Annotated in this window: 20 protein-coding genes; 9 read left to right on the forward strand and 11 right to left on the reverse strand. The window is 69.1% G+C overall.

Going from position 1 to position 15,999, the window contains the following annotated elements; genetic code table 11:
- Both FV217_RS19150 and FV217_RS19155 read left to right on the forward strand, forming a co-directional pair.
- Positions 1-581, forward strand: a 581-nt coding sequence (locus FV217_RS19150; RefSeq protein ID WP_147818896.1) for a glycosyltransferase, incomplete at its 5' end; no start/stop codon positions are given.
- A 415-nt stretch (positions 582-996) separates the two neighbouring features.
- Positions 997-2,487 (forward strand): GumC family protein, encoded by a 1,491-nt coding sequence (locus FV217_RS19155; protein ID WP_246682985.1) that lies wholly within the window; start codon positions 997-999, stop codon positions 2,485-2,487.
- Between the two features lie 67 nt (positions 2,488-2,554).
- On the opposite strand, the gene FV217_RS19160 is transcribed toward FV217_RS19155, so the two are convergent.
- A complete protein-coding gene (locus FV217_RS19160) occupies positions 2,555-3,328 on the reverse strand; it encodes a polysaccharide deacetylase family protein (RefSeq protein ID WP_187272638.1) in 774 nt (257 codons plus the stop codon).
- Positions 3,329-3,456: 128 nt separating this feature from the next.
- Between FV217_RS19160 and FV217_RS19165 the strand changes: the two genes are divergently transcribed.
- Positions 3,457-4,272, forward strand: a complete 816-nt coding sequence (locus FV217_RS19165; protein ID WP_147818900.1) for a WecB/TagA/CpsF family glycosyltransferase — start codon at positions 3,457-3,459, stop codon at positions 4,270-4,272.
- Between the two features lie 42 nt (positions 4,273-4,314).
- On the opposite strand, the gene FV217_RS19170 is transcribed toward FV217_RS19165, so the two are convergent.
- The 5 genes from FV217_RS19170 to FV217_RS19190 form a co-directional block, all read right to left on the reverse strand.
- On the reverse strand, positions 4,315-4,887 hold the full coding sequence (locus FV217_RS19170; RefSeq protein ID WP_147818902.1) for an NUDIX hydrolase: 573 nt from the start codon (positions 4,885-4,887) through the stop codon (positions 4,315-4,317).
- 108 nt (positions 4,888-4,995) lie between these two features.
- Positions 4,996-5,244, reverse strand: coding sequence for a sulfurtransferase TusA family protein (locus FV217_RS19175; RefSeq protein ID WP_147818904.1), 249 nt, complete (start codon positions 5,242-5,244; stop codon positions 4,996-4,998).
- A gap of 75 nt (positions 5,245-5,319) precedes the next feature.
- Entirely contained in the window at positions 5,320-5,691 is a 372-nt protein-coding gene (locus FV217_RS19180; RefSeq protein WP_147818906.1) for a hypothetical protein, read from the reverse strand.
- A gap of 151 nt (positions 5,692-5,842) precedes the next feature.
- Entirely contained in the window at positions 5,843-7,213 is a 1,371-nt protein-coding gene (locus FV217_RS19185; RefSeq protein ID WP_147818908.1) for a glutamate--cysteine ligase, read from the reverse strand.
- Between the two features lie 153 nt (positions 7,214-7,366).
- Entirely contained in the window at positions 7,367-8,119 is a 753-nt protein-coding gene (locus tag FV217_RS19190; protein WP_147818910.1) for a 16S rRNA (uracil(1498)-N(3))-methyltransferase, read from the reverse strand.
- Positions 8,120-8,403: 284 nt separating this feature from the next.
- Here FV217_RS19190 and FV217_RS19195 point away from each other — a divergent pair, with 284 nt between their 5' ends.
- Positions 8,404-9,054 carry a hypothetical protein gene (locus tag FV217_RS19195; RefSeq protein ID WP_147818912.1) on the forward strand — a complete coding sequence of 217 codons (651 nt, stop codon included), beginning with the start codon at positions 8,404-8,406 and terminating at the stop codon, positions 9,052-9,054.
- Between the two features lie 42 nt (positions 9,055-9,096).
- Positions 9,097-10,077, forward strand: a complete 981-nt coding sequence (gene ubiA, locus FV217_RS19200; protein WP_246682995.1) for a 4-hydroxybenzoate octaprenyltransferase — start codon at positions 9,097-9,099, stop codon at positions 10,075-10,077.
- Between the two features lie 3 nt (positions 10,078-10,080).
- On the opposite strand, the gene FV217_RS19205 is transcribed toward ubiA, so the two are convergent.
- Positions 10,081-10,593, reverse strand: a complete 513-nt coding sequence (locus FV217_RS19205; RefSeq protein WP_147818914.1) for a DUF6101 family protein — start codon at positions 10,591-10,593, stop codon at positions 10,081-10,083.
- A 269-nt stretch (positions 10,594-10,862) separates the two neighbouring features.
- Here FV217_RS19205 and FV217_RS19210 point away from each other — a divergent pair, with 269 nt between their 5' ends.
- On the forward strand, positions 10,863-11,705 hold the full coding sequence (locus FV217_RS19210; protein WP_147818916.1) for a 3'(2'),5'-bisphosphate nucleotidase CysQ: 843 nt from the start codon (positions 10,863-10,865) through the stop codon (positions 11,703-11,705).
- Between the two features lie 3 nt (positions 11,706-11,708).
- On the opposite strand, the gene FV217_RS19215 is transcribed toward FV217_RS19210, so the two are convergent.
- Both FV217_RS19215 and FV217_RS19220 read right to left on the reverse strand, forming a co-directional pair.
- Positions 11,709-11,951: an AsnC family transcriptional regulator gene (locus FV217_RS19215; protein WP_147818918.1), complete on the reverse strand. Its 243-nt coding sequence runs from the start codon at positions 11,949-11,951 to the stop codon at positions 11,709-11,711.
- Positions 11,952-12,207: 256 nt separating this feature from the next.
- On the reverse strand, positions 12,208-12,417 hold the full coding sequence (locus FV217_RS19220; protein WP_147818920.1) for a cold-shock protein: 210 nt from the start codon (positions 12,415-12,417) through the stop codon (positions 12,208-12,210).
- Positions 12,418-12,722: 305 nt separating this feature from the next.
- Between FV217_RS19220 and FV217_RS19225 the strand changes: the two genes are divergently transcribed.
- Positions 12,723-13,112 carry a hypothetical protein gene (locus FV217_RS19225; protein WP_147818922.1) on the forward strand — a complete coding sequence of 130 codons (390 nt, stop codon included), beginning with the start codon at positions 12,723-12,725 and terminating at the stop codon, positions 13,110-13,112.
- Between the two features lie 69 nt (positions 13,113-13,181).
- Here FV217_RS19225 and FV217_RS19230 read toward each other — a convergent pair whose 3' ends face one another.
- Positions 13,182-13,403 (reverse strand): hypothetical protein, encoded by a 222-nt coding sequence (locus tag FV217_RS19230; RefSeq protein ID WP_147818924.1) that lies wholly within the window; start codon positions 13,401-13,403, stop codon positions 13,182-13,184.
- Between the two features lie 150 nt (positions 13,404-13,553).
- On the opposite strand from FV217_RS19230, the gene FV217_RS19235 reads away from it, so the two are divergent.
- Both FV217_RS19235 and hrcA read left to right on the forward strand, forming a co-directional pair.
- Positions 13,554-14,132, forward strand: a complete 579-nt coding sequence (locus tag FV217_RS19235) for a type 1 glutamine amidotransferase domain-containing protein (protein ID WP_147818926.1) — start codon at positions 13,554-13,556, stop codon at positions 14,130-14,132.
- A gap of 132 nt (positions 14,133-14,264) precedes the next feature.
- Positions 14,265-15,359, forward strand: a complete 1,095-nt coding sequence (hrcA, locus tag FV217_RS19240; RefSeq protein ID WP_147818928.1) for a heat-inducible transcriptional repressor HrcA — start codon at positions 14,265-14,267, stop codon at positions 15,357-15,359.
- 56 nt (positions 15,360-15,415) lie between these two features.
- On the opposite strand, the gene FV217_RS19245 is transcribed toward hrcA, so the two are convergent.
- The coding region (locus FV217_RS19245; RefSeq protein WP_147818929.1) for a DUF1236 domain-containing protein at positions 15,416-15,999 on the reverse strand (584 nt) is incomplete at its 5' end.

The raw sequence follows: 15,999 nt of genomic DNA on the forward strand, positions 1-15,999 counted from the left end.
CCTACGTGGCGGGCGAACCCCTGCGCCTGCTGGCGATCGGCACGATCGAGCCGCGCAAGGATTATGGGGCCGCCGTCGCGCTGACCGCGGCGCTCGTCGCCGCCGGCATTCCGGCCGAACTGCACATCGTCGGCCGCGTCGGCTGGGGCCGGCAGACCTTCCTCGATGCGCCGCCCGCCTTCCTGACGCTGCACGGCTATCTCGACGATTCCGGGTTGCGCAGCCTCGCCGGCCGCTGCCACCTCCTGCTCTCGACCGCCAAGGCCGAAGGGCTGGGGCTGCCGCTGCTCGAAATCCAGCATGGCGGCCTGCCCGTGGTAGCGCCGACGGGTCCGGTCTTCGCCGAGGTGCTCGGCCGCTCCGGCCTGTTCATCCGCCCGGAGGACCCCGAGGGGTCGGCGCGTGCGCTCATCGGATTCGCCCGCGACGGGAGCCTCGCGTCTGCGGCCGCAGCCTCGCGCGGGAACGTCGCCCGCTGGAACGCGCTCGCGGCGGCGGATGCCATCCGCTTCCACAGGTTCCTCGGCGAGGGCGCGTCGGCCTATGGCGGCGACCCGGCAGCAATCGTTCCACCGGCCTGAACCGCCCGTAGCGACGCCTGGACGCAGATCCGGAACGCGCCGGACTGTCGAAATCTTACCGGCGCATGTCGCGGCGCATGACCGGCGCGATCGCTGAAAAACCGGCATAAACGATATCCGCCGGCAGTCTCCGTCCGGCCTGTAAAGCTCGGCCGGACCAAGACGTGAATCTTCGTCGAGGGGGATTATTAACGTTACTCGCGATTGAGGCTTTCGCAGCTCGCCACGTCAACCTGCGAGCCATATTCACGGGGCTATGTTGCAGCTCAGTGAGAAGATCGTCTTGGCACCCGCATTGCGGATGGTTTCCCATTCGTTGAGCGGATGTTCCGTCACGGGACATCCCGCTACGAGACGAAACAAGCGCCGACACGCCGACCGTCCCTGACCGAGGCGGTGCGGGTCGAACCGAGGCATGAGTGAGATGTTCGATTTCGCCAGTCCATTGCGCGGCGAACCGGTGCGGATGGTGATGCCCGAGGCGGCCTCGCCCGGCCTGAGCCTGTCCGCGCTCGGGCGGCGGCTGTGGCGCGGCACGGGCTTCATCGTCCTGTCCGGCCTGTTCATGGTCGCGGTCGCCATCGCCGTGCTCGGGATGCTCACGCCGTCCTACATGTCGGGCATCCAGGTCCTGATCGATCCCGCCGACCTGCGCGGCGTCGACAACGACGTGACGGTCCGCTCGCCCCAGTCGGATGCGGGCGTCTCGATGGCCGAGAGCCAGACCAAGGTGATCCAGTCTGACAACGTCCTGCGCCGGGTCGTCGAGAAACTGTCTCTCGACCGCGACGACGAATTCACGAAGCCGGATTCGACCAATCCCTTCGTGTCCTTCCTGAAGACGGCGCTCGGGATGACGCCGCCGGCGGGGAGCCGCGATCCGATCAACATGGCGCTCGACACGCTGCGCACGAAGATCGTCGTGCGCCGCCCGGAGCGGACCTTCGTCATCGACGTCCAGGTTCAGTCGCGGGATCCGCAGAAGGCCGCCGCGATCGCCAACGCCATCGGCGAGGCCTACTTCACCGAGGAGGCCACCGCCCGGACCGAAGCCGCCAAGCGCATCTCCGAATCCCTCTCCGCGCGGTTGAACGCGCTCCGCCAGGCCGTCGAGGAATCCGAGAGCAAGGTGGTGCGCTACCGCGAGACCAACAAGCTCGCGACGTCGAGCGGCAGGCCATTCAGCGACCAGCAGCTCGGCGACCTCAACCAGCAGCTCGTCACCGCCTCGATCCGCACCGCGGAGGCCCGCTCCCGGCTCGACCAGGCCCAGAAGATGACGGCGGGCGAGGCCGGGACGGCCCTGCCGGAGATGCTCCAGTCCCTCGAGATGCAGGCGCTCCGCCAGCAATACGCGACGCTCTCCCGCAACACCGCGGAACTGGCGACCCGCCTCGGCTCGCGCCATCCCGCGATGGCCGAGCAGGAGGCTCAGCAGCGCGACCTCCAGCGCCTGATCCAGGTCGAGAAGACCCGCATCATCGAGGCGACGCGCAAGGATTACGACCGTGCCGCGGCGAGCGAAGCGGCCATCAAGAAGAGCATCGCCCAGGTGAAGACCGATCTCTCCACGAACGACCGGGCCAATGTCGGCCTGCGCGAGCTGGAGCGGGCCCTGGAATCGCGCCGCAGCGTCTACGAGGCGTTCCTGCGCCGCGCCCGCGAGGCCGGCGAGCAGGAGCAGCTGAACAACACCAACGTCCGCGTCATCTCCAGCGCGACTCCGGCCCGGATGCGCTCGTGGCCGCCCTCGCCGCGCGTGGCGCTGCCGGCCGCCCTCGTCCTCGGCCTGCTGCTCGGAGCCGGCATCGCCCTGATGCTCGGCGCCGACCGCGACCGCAAGCGCGCCAGGACGGTCCGGCGCCCGGCCCCCGACCCGCGCAGCCTGCGGGCCGCCGATGCATGAGCCGCCCCCGTCCTCCCTGCGGCCCCCGGCCGCGAGCGATCGGCGCCGGACGACATCGCCGTCCCGGTCAATCCGCAGCGACGAGGCCGTGATGACGCGCGGCTTCGGCCACCGTGAGCAGCGGGACACCATGCTCGGCGAGCACCGTGAGGGTTTCTTCGAGGAAACCCGGGGTCACGCCCATCGGCGTCGGCTCGGCGGCGACGTCGTGGGTGTAGAGGATCAGCCAGCCGCGCCGCGCCATCGTCCGGCGCACGATCTGGACGAGGCGGCGGCGGTCGAGAACCGAGTCGAACAATCCGTAGGCGCCGAGCATCGCCGGGTCGACGCGCCCGAGATTCGGATGCTCGTAGATCGTGCGGCAGGTCTCGAACCGCTCGGCGAGCAGGCGTTTCTGCGCCAAGCCGACATCGCCGAACGGATAGCAGAAGTTACGCGGCGCCCGGCCGCAGATTTCGGCGATCATGGCGCTGCTGACGTCGCATTCGCGCAAGAGGTCCTGGCCGCGCAGGGATTGCACGTTGACGTGGCGCGCGGTGTGGCAGCCGATCTCGTGTCCGGCGCGAGACAACTCGCGGATCCGATCGCGCCCGGCAAGACGCCAGTGGCGATCCTGGCGACCGCAGAGCGCCGCCGCGACGTAGTAGGTCGCGCGCACGTCGTGCCGGTCGAGGATCGCGGCGCCGGCTGTGGCCGCGCTCTCCGGCACGTCGTCGAAGGTGATGCTGGCGACGGCCTTGCGCCCGGTCAGCGGCACGCGTCCTCCCGGCACCGTGCGCGCGAGGAGGCGCCACAGCTGCCGGTCTCGCGCATGCGACCAGCCTTGCTCGACTTCGTTCATCGGCGTGCCGCTCCAGCCCCGTCGACGCACGCTCGTATCAAAATGCCGTCGAAGTCCGACCTGTTGCGTCGTCTGGTTCCAGCGACGAGACGGCCGGGCTCCAGAGGCCTCTCGTTGGAATCGTCGGCATGAGTGTTCGCCTGTTCGGAACGACATTCACCACGGCCAGTGCCGAAGAGGTGATCGCGACGGCTGCGGCTCTGCCGCACTCGCGTCCTCGCCTCGTCGTCACGGCCAACGTGGACCACATCGTCATTCTGTCCGAAAACGCAGCGTTTCGGAAGGCTTACGACGGTGCCGCGGTGCGGACCCTCGACGGAATGCCGCTGGTCTGGCTGGCGCGGCTCGGTGGCGAGCGCAACGTGCGGCGCATCACCGGCCACGAGTTGATCGCCGCCGCGCTCGCGATGCCCCAGCCGGCGGGCCGGCGCGTCTTCCTGATGTCGTCCAGAGACGTCGTCGGCGCGCGCGTCGCGGCCTCCTTCGTCGAGGCCGGACTGCCCGCCGAGGCGGTGCGGGTGGCGACGCCGCCCTTCGGGTTCGAAACCGACGAGGCCTGTTCGAGCCGTCTCGCCGCCGAGATCCGGGCCCATGGTACGACGCTGCTTATCATGGGCGTCGGCGCGCCGAAATCGGAGATCTGGGTCGACCGCTACGGAGCGGATCTCGGAAACCCGGTGACGCTGGCCATCGGAGAGGCGCTGAACGTTGCCGCCGGGCTGGTTCCGCGGGCACCCGTCCTGATGCAGCGCCTCGGCCTCGAATGGTTCTTCCGGTTCCTGCACGCGCCGCGCCGGCTGTTTCCGCGCTACTTCCTGCGTTCGTGGCGCTTCCTGAAGATCGCGGCCGCGTCGCGCGGTCGTCAGACGCTGGATTCGGCCCTGGGCCGGCACAGCCGGGATGCGGCATGGCTGCTTCACCCGGGGACCAAGCCCGAGTCCTGAAGCCGCCTCCACGTGTTCGGATGAACGATCGCGCCGGCCCCGTCAGGCCTCGGTGAACAGGCCGGGATGCCTGAGCCTGAGGGCGAAGGTGAGCGCGAGGGTCTTCAGGTCGGTGAGTTCGCCGCTGTCGCTCATCGCCGCGAGGGTGGAGAGCGGCATCTCGACCACCGTGATGTCCTCGCCCTCGTCCGGCAGGCCGCCGCCGGCACCGGTGCGGTCGCTCGCGCGATAGGCGCCGAGGAAGAGCTGCATCCGCTCCGTCGAAATGCCCGGCATGCTCCAGACGGACGAGACCGGATCGAGACGGGACAGCCGGACGCCGGCTTCCTCGTAGGCCTCGCGGCGCACCCCGTCCTCGGCATCGGATTCGTCGAGCAGGCCGGCGGGCGCTTCGAGCAGTTCGGTCACGCCCTCGGCGAAGAAGACCGGCGCGCGAAACTGCTGGATCAGCAGGGCGACCCTGCGCTCGGGATCGTAGGGCAGCACGCAGACGGCCCGGCCGTGATCCTCGATTTCGCGGGTGTGGCGCTTGCCGTCGGGCATGGTCAGGTCGGCGACGAGGATGGTGCTCCAGCCCTCATGGACCGTACGGGTGCCTCGAATCGCGGGGGCCATGGCGTCTCCGGTAGTGGCGGTGTCGCCGGAGCCCTAGGGGGCGAACCGTGCGCCAATGAGGCAAGCGAGCCAGGTAGGTCGCAGAACCTCGCGGAGTGTGGCTTTTCGTCAGGCCGCGCCGCGGCGGATCACGAAGCGCATCACGGCCCCCTCGCTGGCCTCCTCTTCCACGAGAGCGCCCTCTTCGCGGGCCGCGTTGGGAATGTCGATCGCCGCGAGCGGATCCGTCGCAGTCACCGCGAGCCGGCCGCCGGGCACGAGCATCCGCAGGGCCTTGCGGGTGCGCAGGGCCGGCAGAGGACATTTCAGGCCGGTCAGGTCGAGGGGGACCGGCACGGCCTCGGTGACGTCGGACATGGCCGGCCATAGCACGAAAGAACCCGTCGGCGGCCGGAGCCGTCGGCGAGCGAAAGACGAGCCGGCCGCGCGCCGCTACCAGCCGTAGGGGTAGCCGTAGCCGCCGTATCCGTAGGCCGGATAGCCGTAGACCGGCCGGGCATAGGCGTCATCGTAGTAGCCGTAGCGGGGGGCCGCGCTCGCCGCGATGGCCGTCCCGATCAGTCCGAGCGCCGCCCCGGCGAAGAGCGCGCCGCCGATGTTGCGGCGGCGATAGCCGTAACCGTAGCCATAGCGGGGGCCGTAATAGCCCCGCCGCCAGCCGACATGGTCGATGACGCCGCCGGCGCCGACGACCTGTGTGGATGTCGCCGCCGGGAAGGGAGCCGCCTGTACACTCGGAAGGGTGGTTGCCGTCAGGCCGGCGGCGGTGAGGCCGGCGAGGGCGACTGAACTGATTCGCGACATGGTGTCATGTCTCCGTCGGTTGATCAGACCAACGAAATAATCCGGCTGCCGCGATCCGCGTTCCCGCCCTCCGGAGATCTCAGTCATCTTCGCGTGTCGCCACGTACATGACGGCCCCGCCGGCCGCGGAAAGCCGGGATCGCGAAAGCCGTCAGAACGTGCAGGCGTCGAAGGCCGGATCGACGGATTTCTGCCAGGGGCCGTCATAATCCGCGAGGCGGTCCTCGGCATGGGTTCGGCCGGCGACCACGATCGCTTCGAGCGGCCGCAGAAAGACGGTCTCGTCGCGTCCGGTGCCGTCGCGCCGCGCCCGCGCCTGCAGCCCGCTACGGCTGATCGCGAGGGCCTCGGCCGCCACCGCGCCGAGGCTCTTGCCGCCGAGCGAGGCGGCGAGGCCGAGGCGCGGCGCGCTGGCCCGCGCGCATTCGCGCTCTTCCGCGCTCCAGTCCTTCACGAGGTCCCAGGCCGCATCGAGGGCGGACCCGTCATAGAACAGCCCGACCCAGAAGGCCGCCTGCGCGGCGATCATCGCCGGGCTGCCGACATCCGAGCCGCGCATCTCCAGGAAGCGCTTGAGGCGCACCTCAGGGAACACCGTGGAGGCGTGGTTCGCCCAATCCGAGACCGTAGCGAACTCGCCGGGAAGCTGGTCGAGCCGGCCCTGCATCAGGCTGCGGAAGGAGGCACCGGAGACGTCGTGATAGGTCTCGCCGCGCTTGATGAAGTACATCGGCACGTCGAGCAGCCAGTCGACGTAACCCTCGTAGCCGAAACCCTCCTCGAAGGCCTGCGGGAACATGCCGGTGCGGTCGCGGTCGGTGTCGCGCCAGATCTCGGAGCGGCGCGAAAGGAAGCCGTTCGGCCGGCCGTCGGTGAAGGGCGAGTTGGCGAAGAGCGCGGTGGCCACCGGCTGCAGGGCCAGCGACACACGCAGCTTCTTCACCATGTCGGCTTCGGAGGAGAAGTCGAGGTTCACCTGCACGGTCGCCGTGCGCAGCATCATGTCGTGGCCGAGCGTCCCGACCTTCGGCATGTAGCCGTGCATGATCCGGTAGCGGCTCTTAGGCATCAGCGGGGTCTCGTCCCGCGTCCATTTCGGACTCATCCCGAGATCGAGGAAACCGATGCCCAGCGGGTCGGCGGCGCACATCAGCGCGGCGAGATGTGCCCGCAACTCGCTCATGGTCTTGTGGACGTCGGGGACCGGCGCACCCGACAGCTCGAACTGGCCGCCCGGCTCGATCGAGATCGCGCCGCCGCCGCGGGTCGAGGCCAGCCCGATGATGTTGCCGGCGTCCAGGATCGGCTCCCAGCCGGTCTCGCGCCCAAATCCCTCGAGCAGCGCGCGGATGCCGCGCATTCCCTCGTAAGGCACGGGGCTGTGCCCGTCGCGATAGAACGGAATCGCTTCGTGCTCGGTGCCGATGGCGAAGGCTTCCGGCGGCTTCTCGCCGACGGAAAACCATTCGATCAACTCGGCCCGCGAGGTCAGCGGGGTCGTGTCGGACGTATCGCGCGCCATGCGCTGGCTTCCCGGGACGGAGCGTTCGGACGAAACGGACGCAGGCGGCGGCCCGCAGCGTGCCGCGGTCAGAGCCCGCAGCCGGCCCGAGTGAGATGTCGTGTCCTTAAGCCAGGGCGCAAGAGCGGACAACGTGGGGTCGATTTGCGCCCCTCAGCGCGCGTCGCCGAGCACCGCCTGCACCAGGGCCAGCACGGCGACCGCGGCGGTGTCGGCGCGCAGGATGCGGGGACCCAGTGACAGCGCGACGGTGTTGGGGCGGGCGGCGACCTGCTCGCGCTCCTCGGGGGCGAAGCCGCCCTCGGGGCCGACGAGTACCGCAAGCGGCGGTGGCGCGGCGGGGTTGCAAGCTGCGCGGAGCGCCATCACCGGGTCTGACACCGAGGCATCCTCGTCGCAAAAAACCAGCAGGCGCTCGGGCTCCAGCGCGTCGAGGGCGGCCGGCAGCCGGGTCAGCTCCGCAATCTCGGGGATCGCCAGGATGCCGCATTGCTCGGCCGCCTCGATCGCGTTGGCGCGCAGCCGGTCGAGCTTGATACGCTCGCCCTGGGTATAGCGCGTGAAGACCGGCCGGATCAGGCCGGCGCCCATCTCCACGGCCTTCTGGGCCATATAGTCGAGGCGGCCCGTCTTCAGCGGCGCGAACAGGTAATGCAGGTCGAGCGGTGCGGGCTGGGGCCGCGTCTGCTCCACGAGACGCAGATCGGCGCTCTTGCGGCCGCTTGGACAAATCACGGCGCGCCACTCGCCGTCGCGCCCGTTGAACAGGAGGACGCTGTCGCCCTCCCCCTTGCGCAACACGGTCAGCAGGTAGCCGGATTGGGCCCGCTCGAGCGGCAGCACGAGGCCCTGCCGGAGTTCCGCCTCGACATGGAGCCGGGGCGCGGTGAAGTCGTATGCCGCCATCCGGCCTCCCTCGCGTGAGGCCGTTCTCAAGTCAACGCGATCGGCCGTGGTGCAAAAACATCACGTCCCGCCGGTTTCCACCGAGTCGGCCGCACCATCCCCGTTCCGATGCCCATGACGCGAAAGCCGCCACATTCCTGTGCGGAATCGGCCGTCATCGAGACCGACAGGCTGTCCGTCAGCGATCGAGCGCCGCGTGCGTCGGTCCGGAGGAAAGCCGGAGGCCGTCGGCCTGAGGGGGCACGCGCCTCGGTCGCGGCAGTGGGGAGAGGGATACCAGGGTCATGTCGAAGAGGATGTCGCACGGGATCATGTCGTCGAAGACCATCCCGGCCGTGGTGGGGGCGCTGAGCATTCTGCTCGCGGCGAGCCCCGCCTTCGCGCAGAGCATGTTCGAGCAGATGCCGGTCGCCCCCGGCGATGCGCCTCCAGGCGCTGCCGCCGAGCCGTCCGCCGTTGCGGCCCCTTCGATGTCGATGGGGATGGGCGCCCCCTCCGCTCCGATGGGCGTCCCGTCGGCGAAGTCCGTCGGCCCTCAGGCCGGCGTCGACTGCAACGCCATCCAGAAGACTCTCAACGACCGCAAGAACCTCGTCGCCAAGGCGAACGCCGCCTCGCAGTCCAAGCAGAAGATGACGCCGGCCGCGGCCTGCGCGCTGTTCGGCCAGCTCCATGCCAACGGCGTCACCGGCATCAAGTGGATTGCCACCAACAAGGAATGGTGCTCGATCCCCGATTCTTTCGCGCAGGGCTTCAAGACCGACAACGACAAGGTCGGCGGCATCCGCTCGAAGGTCTGCGGCATGGCCGCCCAGGTCACCAAGATGGAAGCCCAGGCTCGTGCCGGCGGTGGCGGCGAGGGTGGCGGCGGTGGCGGTCTCCTCGGCGGGCCGGGCCTGCAGGGCAGCTTCAAGATGCCCCAGGGCGCCCTGTAAGGCGGTTCCGTCGTAGACAGACACCGCCCCAGTCCCGGATCCGTGCCCTCCGACGAACCTGCGGAGGCGAACCGCCGCGACCTGCCCCCCTCGGGGCGCGTCGCCGACGCGGTCGCCGGCCATTGGGCCGATCGCTTCGCCCCGCGCGGCTGGCGTCCATTTCTGCGGCTCGCACGCATCGAGCGGCCGGTCGGCTGGTGGCTGCTGCTGCTGCCGTGCTGGTGGTCGGCGGCGTTGGCCGCGACCGCGGCCGATCGCACCGGCCCGAATCCCTGGCACCTGCTGCTGTTCCTGATCGGCGCCGTCGCCATGCGCGGGGCCGGCTCGACCTACAACGACATCGCCGACCGCGACCTCGACGCCCGCGTCGAGCGGACCCGCTCGCGCCCGCTGCCCTCGGGCCAGATCGGCACGCGTGCCGCCGCCGTCTTCCTGGTGGCGCAGGCGCTCGTAGGCTTGAGCGTGCTGCTGCAGTTCAACGGCGTCGCGATCCTCGTCGGGATGGCCTCGCTGCTGCCCGTGGCGATCTACCCCTTCATGAAGCGGGTGATGCCGATGCCGCAGGCGGTGCTCGGCCTCGCCTTCGCCTGGGGGGCGCTGATGGGCTGGGTCGCCCTGTTCGGGCATCTCGATGCACCGGCCTGGTGGCTCTATGCCGGGACCATCGCCTGGGTGGTCGGATACGACACCATCTACGCCGTGCAGGACATCGAGGACGACGAGATCGCCGGGATCAGTTCCTCGGCGCGCCTGTTCGGAAACCGGCTGATTTTCGCGGTGGGCGTCTGCTACGGCGCCGCCGTGCTGCTCATGGTGCCGGCGCTCTGGCTCGCGGGAGCCGGAGTTCTCGGCTGGCTCGGCCTCGCGCTGTTCGCGGGCCATCTCGCCCGGCAGGCCCTGCGGCTCGAGCCGCGCGACGGCCTCGCTGCCCTGACGCTGTTCCGGTCGAACCGCGATGCCGGCCTGATCCTGTTCGCGGGTCTCGCGGCGGACTCGGTCTGGCAGGGACTTGTCGGCGCCTGAGTCTCAGGAGCGCGCGATGATCTCGTTCTCATTGCGATAGATCTGCGGGCGGGCCGGCAGGCGGGCGGACTTGCGGCGCACCAGGAAGCGCGGGCGGCGGCCGTTGAGGAGGCCGTGGCGGCGGCGCTGGCGGGTGTTGCCGAGGGTGACCCGGCCGAGCTGACGCGAGACGGTGGCGAGGCCGCCGCCTTCGCGGATGATCATGCGCGGCAGGCCGGACTTGGCGGCGAAGTCGCGCCACATCGCGACGACGTCGTCCTCGCCGAACGGTCCGAGACGGACCAGCACCTCGCCCTCCGCATCGACGAGGAGAAGGCTGAAGCGGTCCTCGCCGCAATCGTCCGATTCGCCGGGGGCGAAACCGAGGGCGATCCCGGCGGCCTCGCCGGGGACGATCATCGGGAGCGGGCTCGCGTCGAAGGCGAGGTCCACGGTCGACAGAGCGACGCCGTCCTGCATGAGCTCGTCCTGCGTGTCGGCGGGGCAGTGCTGGTCGGAGAGAGAGAAAGTCTTCATCCTGTCGACGCCCTGTTTCGGTCGGCGGCCTCTGTCGGACCGCTCGTCATGACAAGCACAATCGCGTCTAACCTCCTCAGAGTGGCTTAAGAGCGAGCGTTAAGCGATCGTGGAGATCGGCATTGCGCCGGGAATGCTCAACGGATCCTTGCTGTAATTGCGCCAAGTCGATCGTATCGGGTTCTGCGCCGCGATCCTTGTGGATGCCGGCGAATGCCGCCTACAACGAGGCCTCCCTCGGATCCCCGCGGCGACAGCATCCGGACCGCATGGCCGACACCGTCCTCCCCGCCGACACGCGCGACCTCGTCGCGGCCCTGCTTCCGCGCGCCCGCGAGGCCGTCCTCGAGGCGGCGGCGCTGGCAAAGCCGTTCTTTCGCGCGGGTGGCCAGACCAGTGCGAACGTCTGGTCGAAGGCGGGCGGCTCGCCCGTGACCGAGGCCGACGTGGCGGTGGACACCTTCCTGAAGGTGCGCCTGAGCGAGATCGAGCCACGCGCCGCCTGGCTCTCCGAGGAGACCACCGACGATCCCGTCCGGCTCACCAGCGAACTCGTCTGGATCGTCGACCCGATCGACGGCACCCGCGCCTTCCTGTCGGGACATCCCGACTGGTCGATCGCGGTGGCGCTGCTCGCGCATGGCGAGCCGGTGATCGGATTCGTGTTCGGGCCGGTGCTCGACGCGCTCTACGAGGCGACCGCCGGCGGCGGCGCGAGCCTCAACGGCGCGCCGATTCGTGCCTCCGGCGCCGGCGCGCTCGACGGCATCCGCGTCACCGGGCCGAAACCGCTTCAGGACCGGCTGCTGCGCGGCGCGTCCAAGCGCGGCGCTCCGCCGGAGCTGACGCGGGTCGACCGTATCCCGTCCCTGGCGTTGCGCGTGGCGCGCGTTGCCGAGGGCGTCATCGATCTCGGATTGATCTCGAAGGATTCGCGCGACTGGGACCTCGCCGCCGCCGACCTGATTCTTCGCGAAGCCGGCGGGATGGTCTGCGATCTCGACGGCGCACCCGCCCGCTACAATCGGCCGGAACCTCGGCATGGGGAGCTGATCTCAGCCCCCGGCACGCTTTGCGAACCGGTGCTCGCGGCCCTCAGGGCCGCGGGCTGAACGTCAGACCCGGTGCGCGCTCGTCTCGTTGAGACGGACTGCGGCGGGGGTGATGCCGAGGCGCTCGGCGAGATGCCAGCGCAGTTCGCGCGGCGAGTGATACCGGTAGGACCGGTCGATCAGGTGGGTGATGTCGGCGGGGACGGCGCTGTCGAAGGCGCCCCGGCTCAACCGCTCGACCCGGAACGTCGTCGCGTCGGTGACGGGCGAACGGCCGGAACGGCGGGGTGTGTACTCGAACTGCATTGTATTTTTCTTGGCTTTCTTGCGGTCGTGTTTCTCGACTGTCTCGAGATCGACCTCGTTTCTGATTGTTTGTAATGACGTCGCGATGAACGGCAGCCCGTCGCACGGTCGTTTGGCTCGGTGGCAATTGCCGAGGCACCGTGGTGGCCGTCGATCCGATGGCCGCCTGGGGCTGCATCGGGGTCCGCTTCGGAAGTGGGACGCTGTCCGCTTCCGGGTCCGATGCCGGCGCTGAGGGCCGGCATCGGGGAAGGCGTCAGGCCGCCTGGAGGTTGCCGGCAGCGTCCTTGCCGCTGCGCTTGTCGGTGATCACCTCGTAGGAGACCTTCTGGCCTTCCGCGAGGCTGCGGAACCCTGCCCGCTCCACGGCCGAGATGTGCACGAAGACGTCGTTGCCACCATCGTCAGGCTGGATGAAGCCGTAGCCCTTGGTCTCGTTGAACCACTTAACAGTACCGGTATTCACGTAATCGTTCCTTGTCGTATTTCTGACGAACCACGGGCAAGCGCCTGCTCGGCGCGAGCATGGTGGTTCGTGTCCGTCGGTATGTCGGATGAGCGGGTGCCGAGGCGACTTGAATCATGCGCGCTCGGATCCGTTTAAGACCCGCTGTCCGCCATGTAGAGGATCGAAGCGGCCACAACAAGACGGTGCGGACGCTTTCCGGGGCGCGAAACCCGTTGGCCGCGGGGTCGCGGCGGCCATGCAGCCCTGTCGTTTTCGCGAGCGCCGGTCCATATACGGTTCGGCTCCAAGCAGTTAGGCATTCCATGGCGGGCATCTCGGTTTCCCTCGAAGGCGCGAACATTCAGTTGTCTTTTCAAAAAGACGAGCAGTCGACCGCCGTCGTGATGGATGCCCGGGCCGCCCGGGCGCTCGTACGCGCCGTGGGTCAATTGCTGACCGCGATCGACGACGGCGACGAGCCCGAAATGCCGGAGGAATTGAACGAGGAGGACATCGCGATGCTCGACGTGACCTCCTCGGCGATCGAGGTCGGCACCGACGAACAGGGTCAGCCCGTGGTAGCGCTGCAGGCCGGGGCGTTGCCGCCGTTCCAGCTCCGACTCACCGACGAGGAGGCCCGGCACGTCGCTACCAGCCTCGCCGAGATCCTGGCCGCCCCCCGCGACGTGCGCACCTCCCACGGCGGGCACTGACCGCAAACGAAAAAGCCCTCCGCGCCGGATTGCTGCGCGAAGGGCCTCGTTAGCTTCGATGGGGCGCGATCAGAGCCGGATACCCGGATCGCTCGGGCCGCCGGGCAGGTAATCCGGCTCGGAGCCCGGTCCCATGGGCTCGTCGATATCGGGATCGTTCACCGGATAGGGCGTGCGGGGGCCCGTCGGTCCGATATCCGGCAGATCGCCGGGCTCGACCGGTGGCGGAAGGTCGCCGGGAATGTTGCCGCCGGGAAACGGTTCGGGGGTCGGCATGCCGGGATTGGCCATGGCGCAGCTCCTCGATCGGTTGTGGGGATGCAGGAGCAATCTCCGAGCAACGCCGGGGTTCCGGGACGATCTTGTTGCGAATTGCCGCGGGAACATGGTTCGGAGCGCCTCGTTGGCCGGGCAACACCCAACATTGATGGAGTATTGCCGATGCCGGACATCAGCCAGACCAAGATTCTCATTCTCGCGACCGACGGATTCGAGCAGAGCGAACTGACGGTACCGCAGGAGAAACTGTCTGAAATAGGCGCGACGGTGCATGTCGCCGCGCCGACGTCCCGCCAGTCCAAGGACGCGATCCGCGGTTGGGACAAGACCGACTGGGGCAAGAGCGTGACGGTCGACAAGGATCTGGAGAGCGTGAATCCGAGCGATTACGACGCCCTCGTGCTTCCCGGCGGCCAGATCAACCCGGACAAGCTGCGGCTCGAGCCGAAGGCGCTCGAGATCATCAAGAGCTTCCTGACCTCGGGCAAGGTCGTCGCCGCGATCTGCCACGCACCGTGGCTGCTGATCGACGCCGGCGCGGTGAAGGGTCGCAAGCTGACCTCGTTCGGCTCGATCAAGACCGACGTGGTCAATGCCGGCGGCCATTGGGTCGACGAGCAGGTCGTGACCGACGGCGGCATCATCACCAGCCGCAATCCCGGCGATCTCGACGCCTTCTGCGCCAAGATCATCGAGGAGGTGAAGGAAGGCCGGCACGAGCCGCGCAGCCTCGCCGCCTGATCCATCGAGCGAATGCGTCACCCAACGCCGTCCGTCCTTTCGGGGCGGGCGGCGTTCCGCATTGGTGGTCCCGTACGAACGGATTGATCCCGGACCCACGGCCGGACACAATCGTCGGTCAGGATTGAAAACGTGACCGAAAACAGCCCCTTCCTCTCCTCCCATCAGCAAGCGCTCGCGCTGGCGACGCTGAACGAGCGCTCGCGCGAGATCTTCCGGCAGATCGTCGAGAGCTACCTCACCACGGGGGAGCCGCTCGGCTCGCGCAACCTCGCGCGAATCCTGCCGATGGCGCTCTCGCCCGCCTCGATCCGCAACGTGATGTCGGACCTGGAGCATTCCGGACTGATCTTCGCGCCCCATACCTCGGCCGGGCGGCTGCCGACCGAGCAGGGCCTGCGCTTCTTCGTCGACGCGATGATGGAGCTCGGCGATGTCGGCCAGGAGGAGAAGACGCGGATCGAGGCGCAGATGCGCGCCGCCGCTTCCCGCCATACCTTCGACAGCGCGCTCGCGGAGGCCTCCAGCCTGCTGTCCGGCATCTCGCGCGGCGCCGGAGTGGTGCTGACCACCAAGGCGAACGCCCAGCTCAAGCATATCGAATTCGTGCGCCTCGACCCGGCCCGTGCCCTCGTGGTGCTGGTGTCGGTCGACGGCGGCGTCGAGAACCGCCTCGTCGACCTGCCGCCCGGGCTGCCCACGGGTGCCCTGCAGGAGGCCTCGAACTACCTGAACGCGCGCCTCCAAGGCCGCACCCTCGACACCCTGCGCCTCGACATCGAGGCCGGCCGGCAAGCGATGAAGCGCGAGATCGACGTGCTGACCGAGCGCCTCGTCGATGCGGGACTCGCAACAGCCGTCGGGCCGTCGGAGGCGCGCCAGCTCATCGTGCGCGGCCAGGCCAACCTCCTCGACGACCTGCGCGCGGTGGAAGATCTCGAACGCATCCGCCTGCTGTTCAACGACCTGGAGACCCAGAAGGACGTGATCGAGCTGCTCTCGCGCGCCGAGGGCGGCGACGGCGTTCGGATCTTCATCGGCTCGGAAAACAAGCTGTTTTCCCTCTCCGGCTCCTCGCTGATCGCCGCGCCGTTTCGCGACGGCGACCAGAAGATCGTCGGGGTCGTCGGCGTGATCGGGCCGACGCGGCTGAACTACGCCCGCATCGTGCCGATGGTCGACTACACCGCCCGCGTGGTCTCGGGCCTGCTCGAACGCCAGCGCTGAGGGCACGAAAAAGGGCGGAGCCGAAGCCCCGCCCTCTGGTCTCGATCGATCGATGATCAGGCCGGGATCACGTCGATGATCTCGTAGGTGTCGGGATCGATGATCACGATGTCGTCGCCGACGAGCACGTAGTCGTAGCCGCGATAGGCCGGCACCAGGGTCAGGATCGCCGCCGGCAGCGGGTTGAGCCGAACCGAGCGCGGGATGGCCGTGCCGACGCTGACGTTGAAGTTCACGTTGGTCAGCGGGCGGACGCCTCCGCGGGCAAGGGTCGAGCGGAACTCGGTGCGCTGGGTCGTGCTCAGGCTGCGCGAGGCGCCTGCGGCCTGGCCACGACCAGCGCGCTCTCCGGCTCCGCCGCGTCCTTCGCGATCACCACGATCCGTCTTACCATCCCGGTCGCCGCGATCGGCCTTGCCGTCACGATCACCACGGTCGGCCTTGCCGTCCCTGTCGCCCTTGCCGTCGCGATCGCCGCGATCGGTTTTACCGTCGCGCTCGCCCGCTGCACCCTTCTCACCGGTTGCACCCGGCTTGCCGCTCTTCTCGCCGGCTGCACCGGCCTTGCCGTCCTCGCGACCCGCCGCGCCACCACGGGCACCGCCCGCAGAACCCTCCTCGCCGGCGCCGCCGCGCGCTC

It is taken from the genome of Methylobacterium sp. WL9 (assembly GCF_008040035.1).
Lineage (GTDB): Bacteria > Pseudomonadota > Alphaproteobacteria > Rhizobiales > Beijerinckiaceae > Methylobacterium > Methylobacterium thuringiense.

Coding starts and splice junctions, on each gene's coding strand:
- FV217_RS19210 (WP_147818916.1), top strand. CDS start 10,863: ATGGCCGACACCGTCCTCCCCGCCGACACGCGCGACCTCGTCGCGGCC.
- FV217_RS19165 (WP_147818900.1), top strand. CDS start 3,457: ATGAGTGTTCGCCTGTTCGGAACGACATTCACCACGGCCAGTGCCGAA.
- FV217_RS19175 (WP_147818904.1), bottom strand. CDS start 5,244: ATGTCCGACGTCACCGAGGCCGTGCCGGTCCCCCTCGACCTGACCGGC.
- FV217_RS19155 (WP_246682985.1), top strand. CDS start 997: ATGAGTGAGATGTTCGATTTCGCCAGTCCATTGCGCGGCGAACCGGTG.
- FV217_RS19170 (WP_147818902.1), bottom strand. CDS start 4,887: ATGGCCCCCGCGATTCGAGGCACCCGTACGGTCCATGAGGGCTGGAGC.
- FV217_RS19195 (WP_147818912.1), top strand. CDS start 8,404: ATGTCGAAGAGGATGTCGCACGGGATCATGTCGTCGAAGACCATCCCG.
- FV217_RS19225 (WP_147818922.1), top strand. CDS start 12,723: ATGGCGGGCATCTCGGTTTCCCTCGAAGGCGCGAACATTCAGTTGTCT.
- FV217_RS19235 (WP_147818926.1), top strand. CDS start 13,554: ATGCCGGACATCAGCCAGACCAAGATTCTCATTCTCGCGACCGACGGA.
- FV217_RS19215 (WP_147818918.1), bottom strand. CDS start 11,951: ATGCAGTTCGAGTACACACCCCGCCGTTCCGGCCGTTCGCCCGTCACC.
- FV217_RS19180 (WP_147818906.1), bottom strand. CDS start 5,691: ATGTCGCGAATCAGTTCAGTCGCCCTCGCCGGCCTCACCGCCGCCGGC.
- FV217_RS19205 (WP_147818914.1), bottom strand. CDS start 10,593: ATGAAGACTTTCTCTCTCTCCGACCAGCACTGCCCCGCCGACACGCAG.
- FV217_RS19185 (WP_147818908.1), bottom strand. CDS start 7,213: ATGGCGCGCGATACGTCCGACACGACCCCGCTGACCTCGCGGGCCGAG.
- FV217_RS19160 (WP_187272638.1), bottom strand. CDS start 3,328: ATGAACGAAGTCGAGCAAGGCTGGTCGCATGCGCGAGACCGGCAGCTG.
- FV217_RS19230 (WP_147818924.1), bottom strand. CDS start 13,403: ATGGCCAATCCCGGCATGCCGACCCCCGAACCGTTTCCCGGCGGCAAC.
- FV217_RS19190 (WP_147818910.1), bottom strand. CDS start 8,119: ATGGCGGCATACGACTTCACCGCGCCCCGGCTCCATGTCGAGGCGGAA.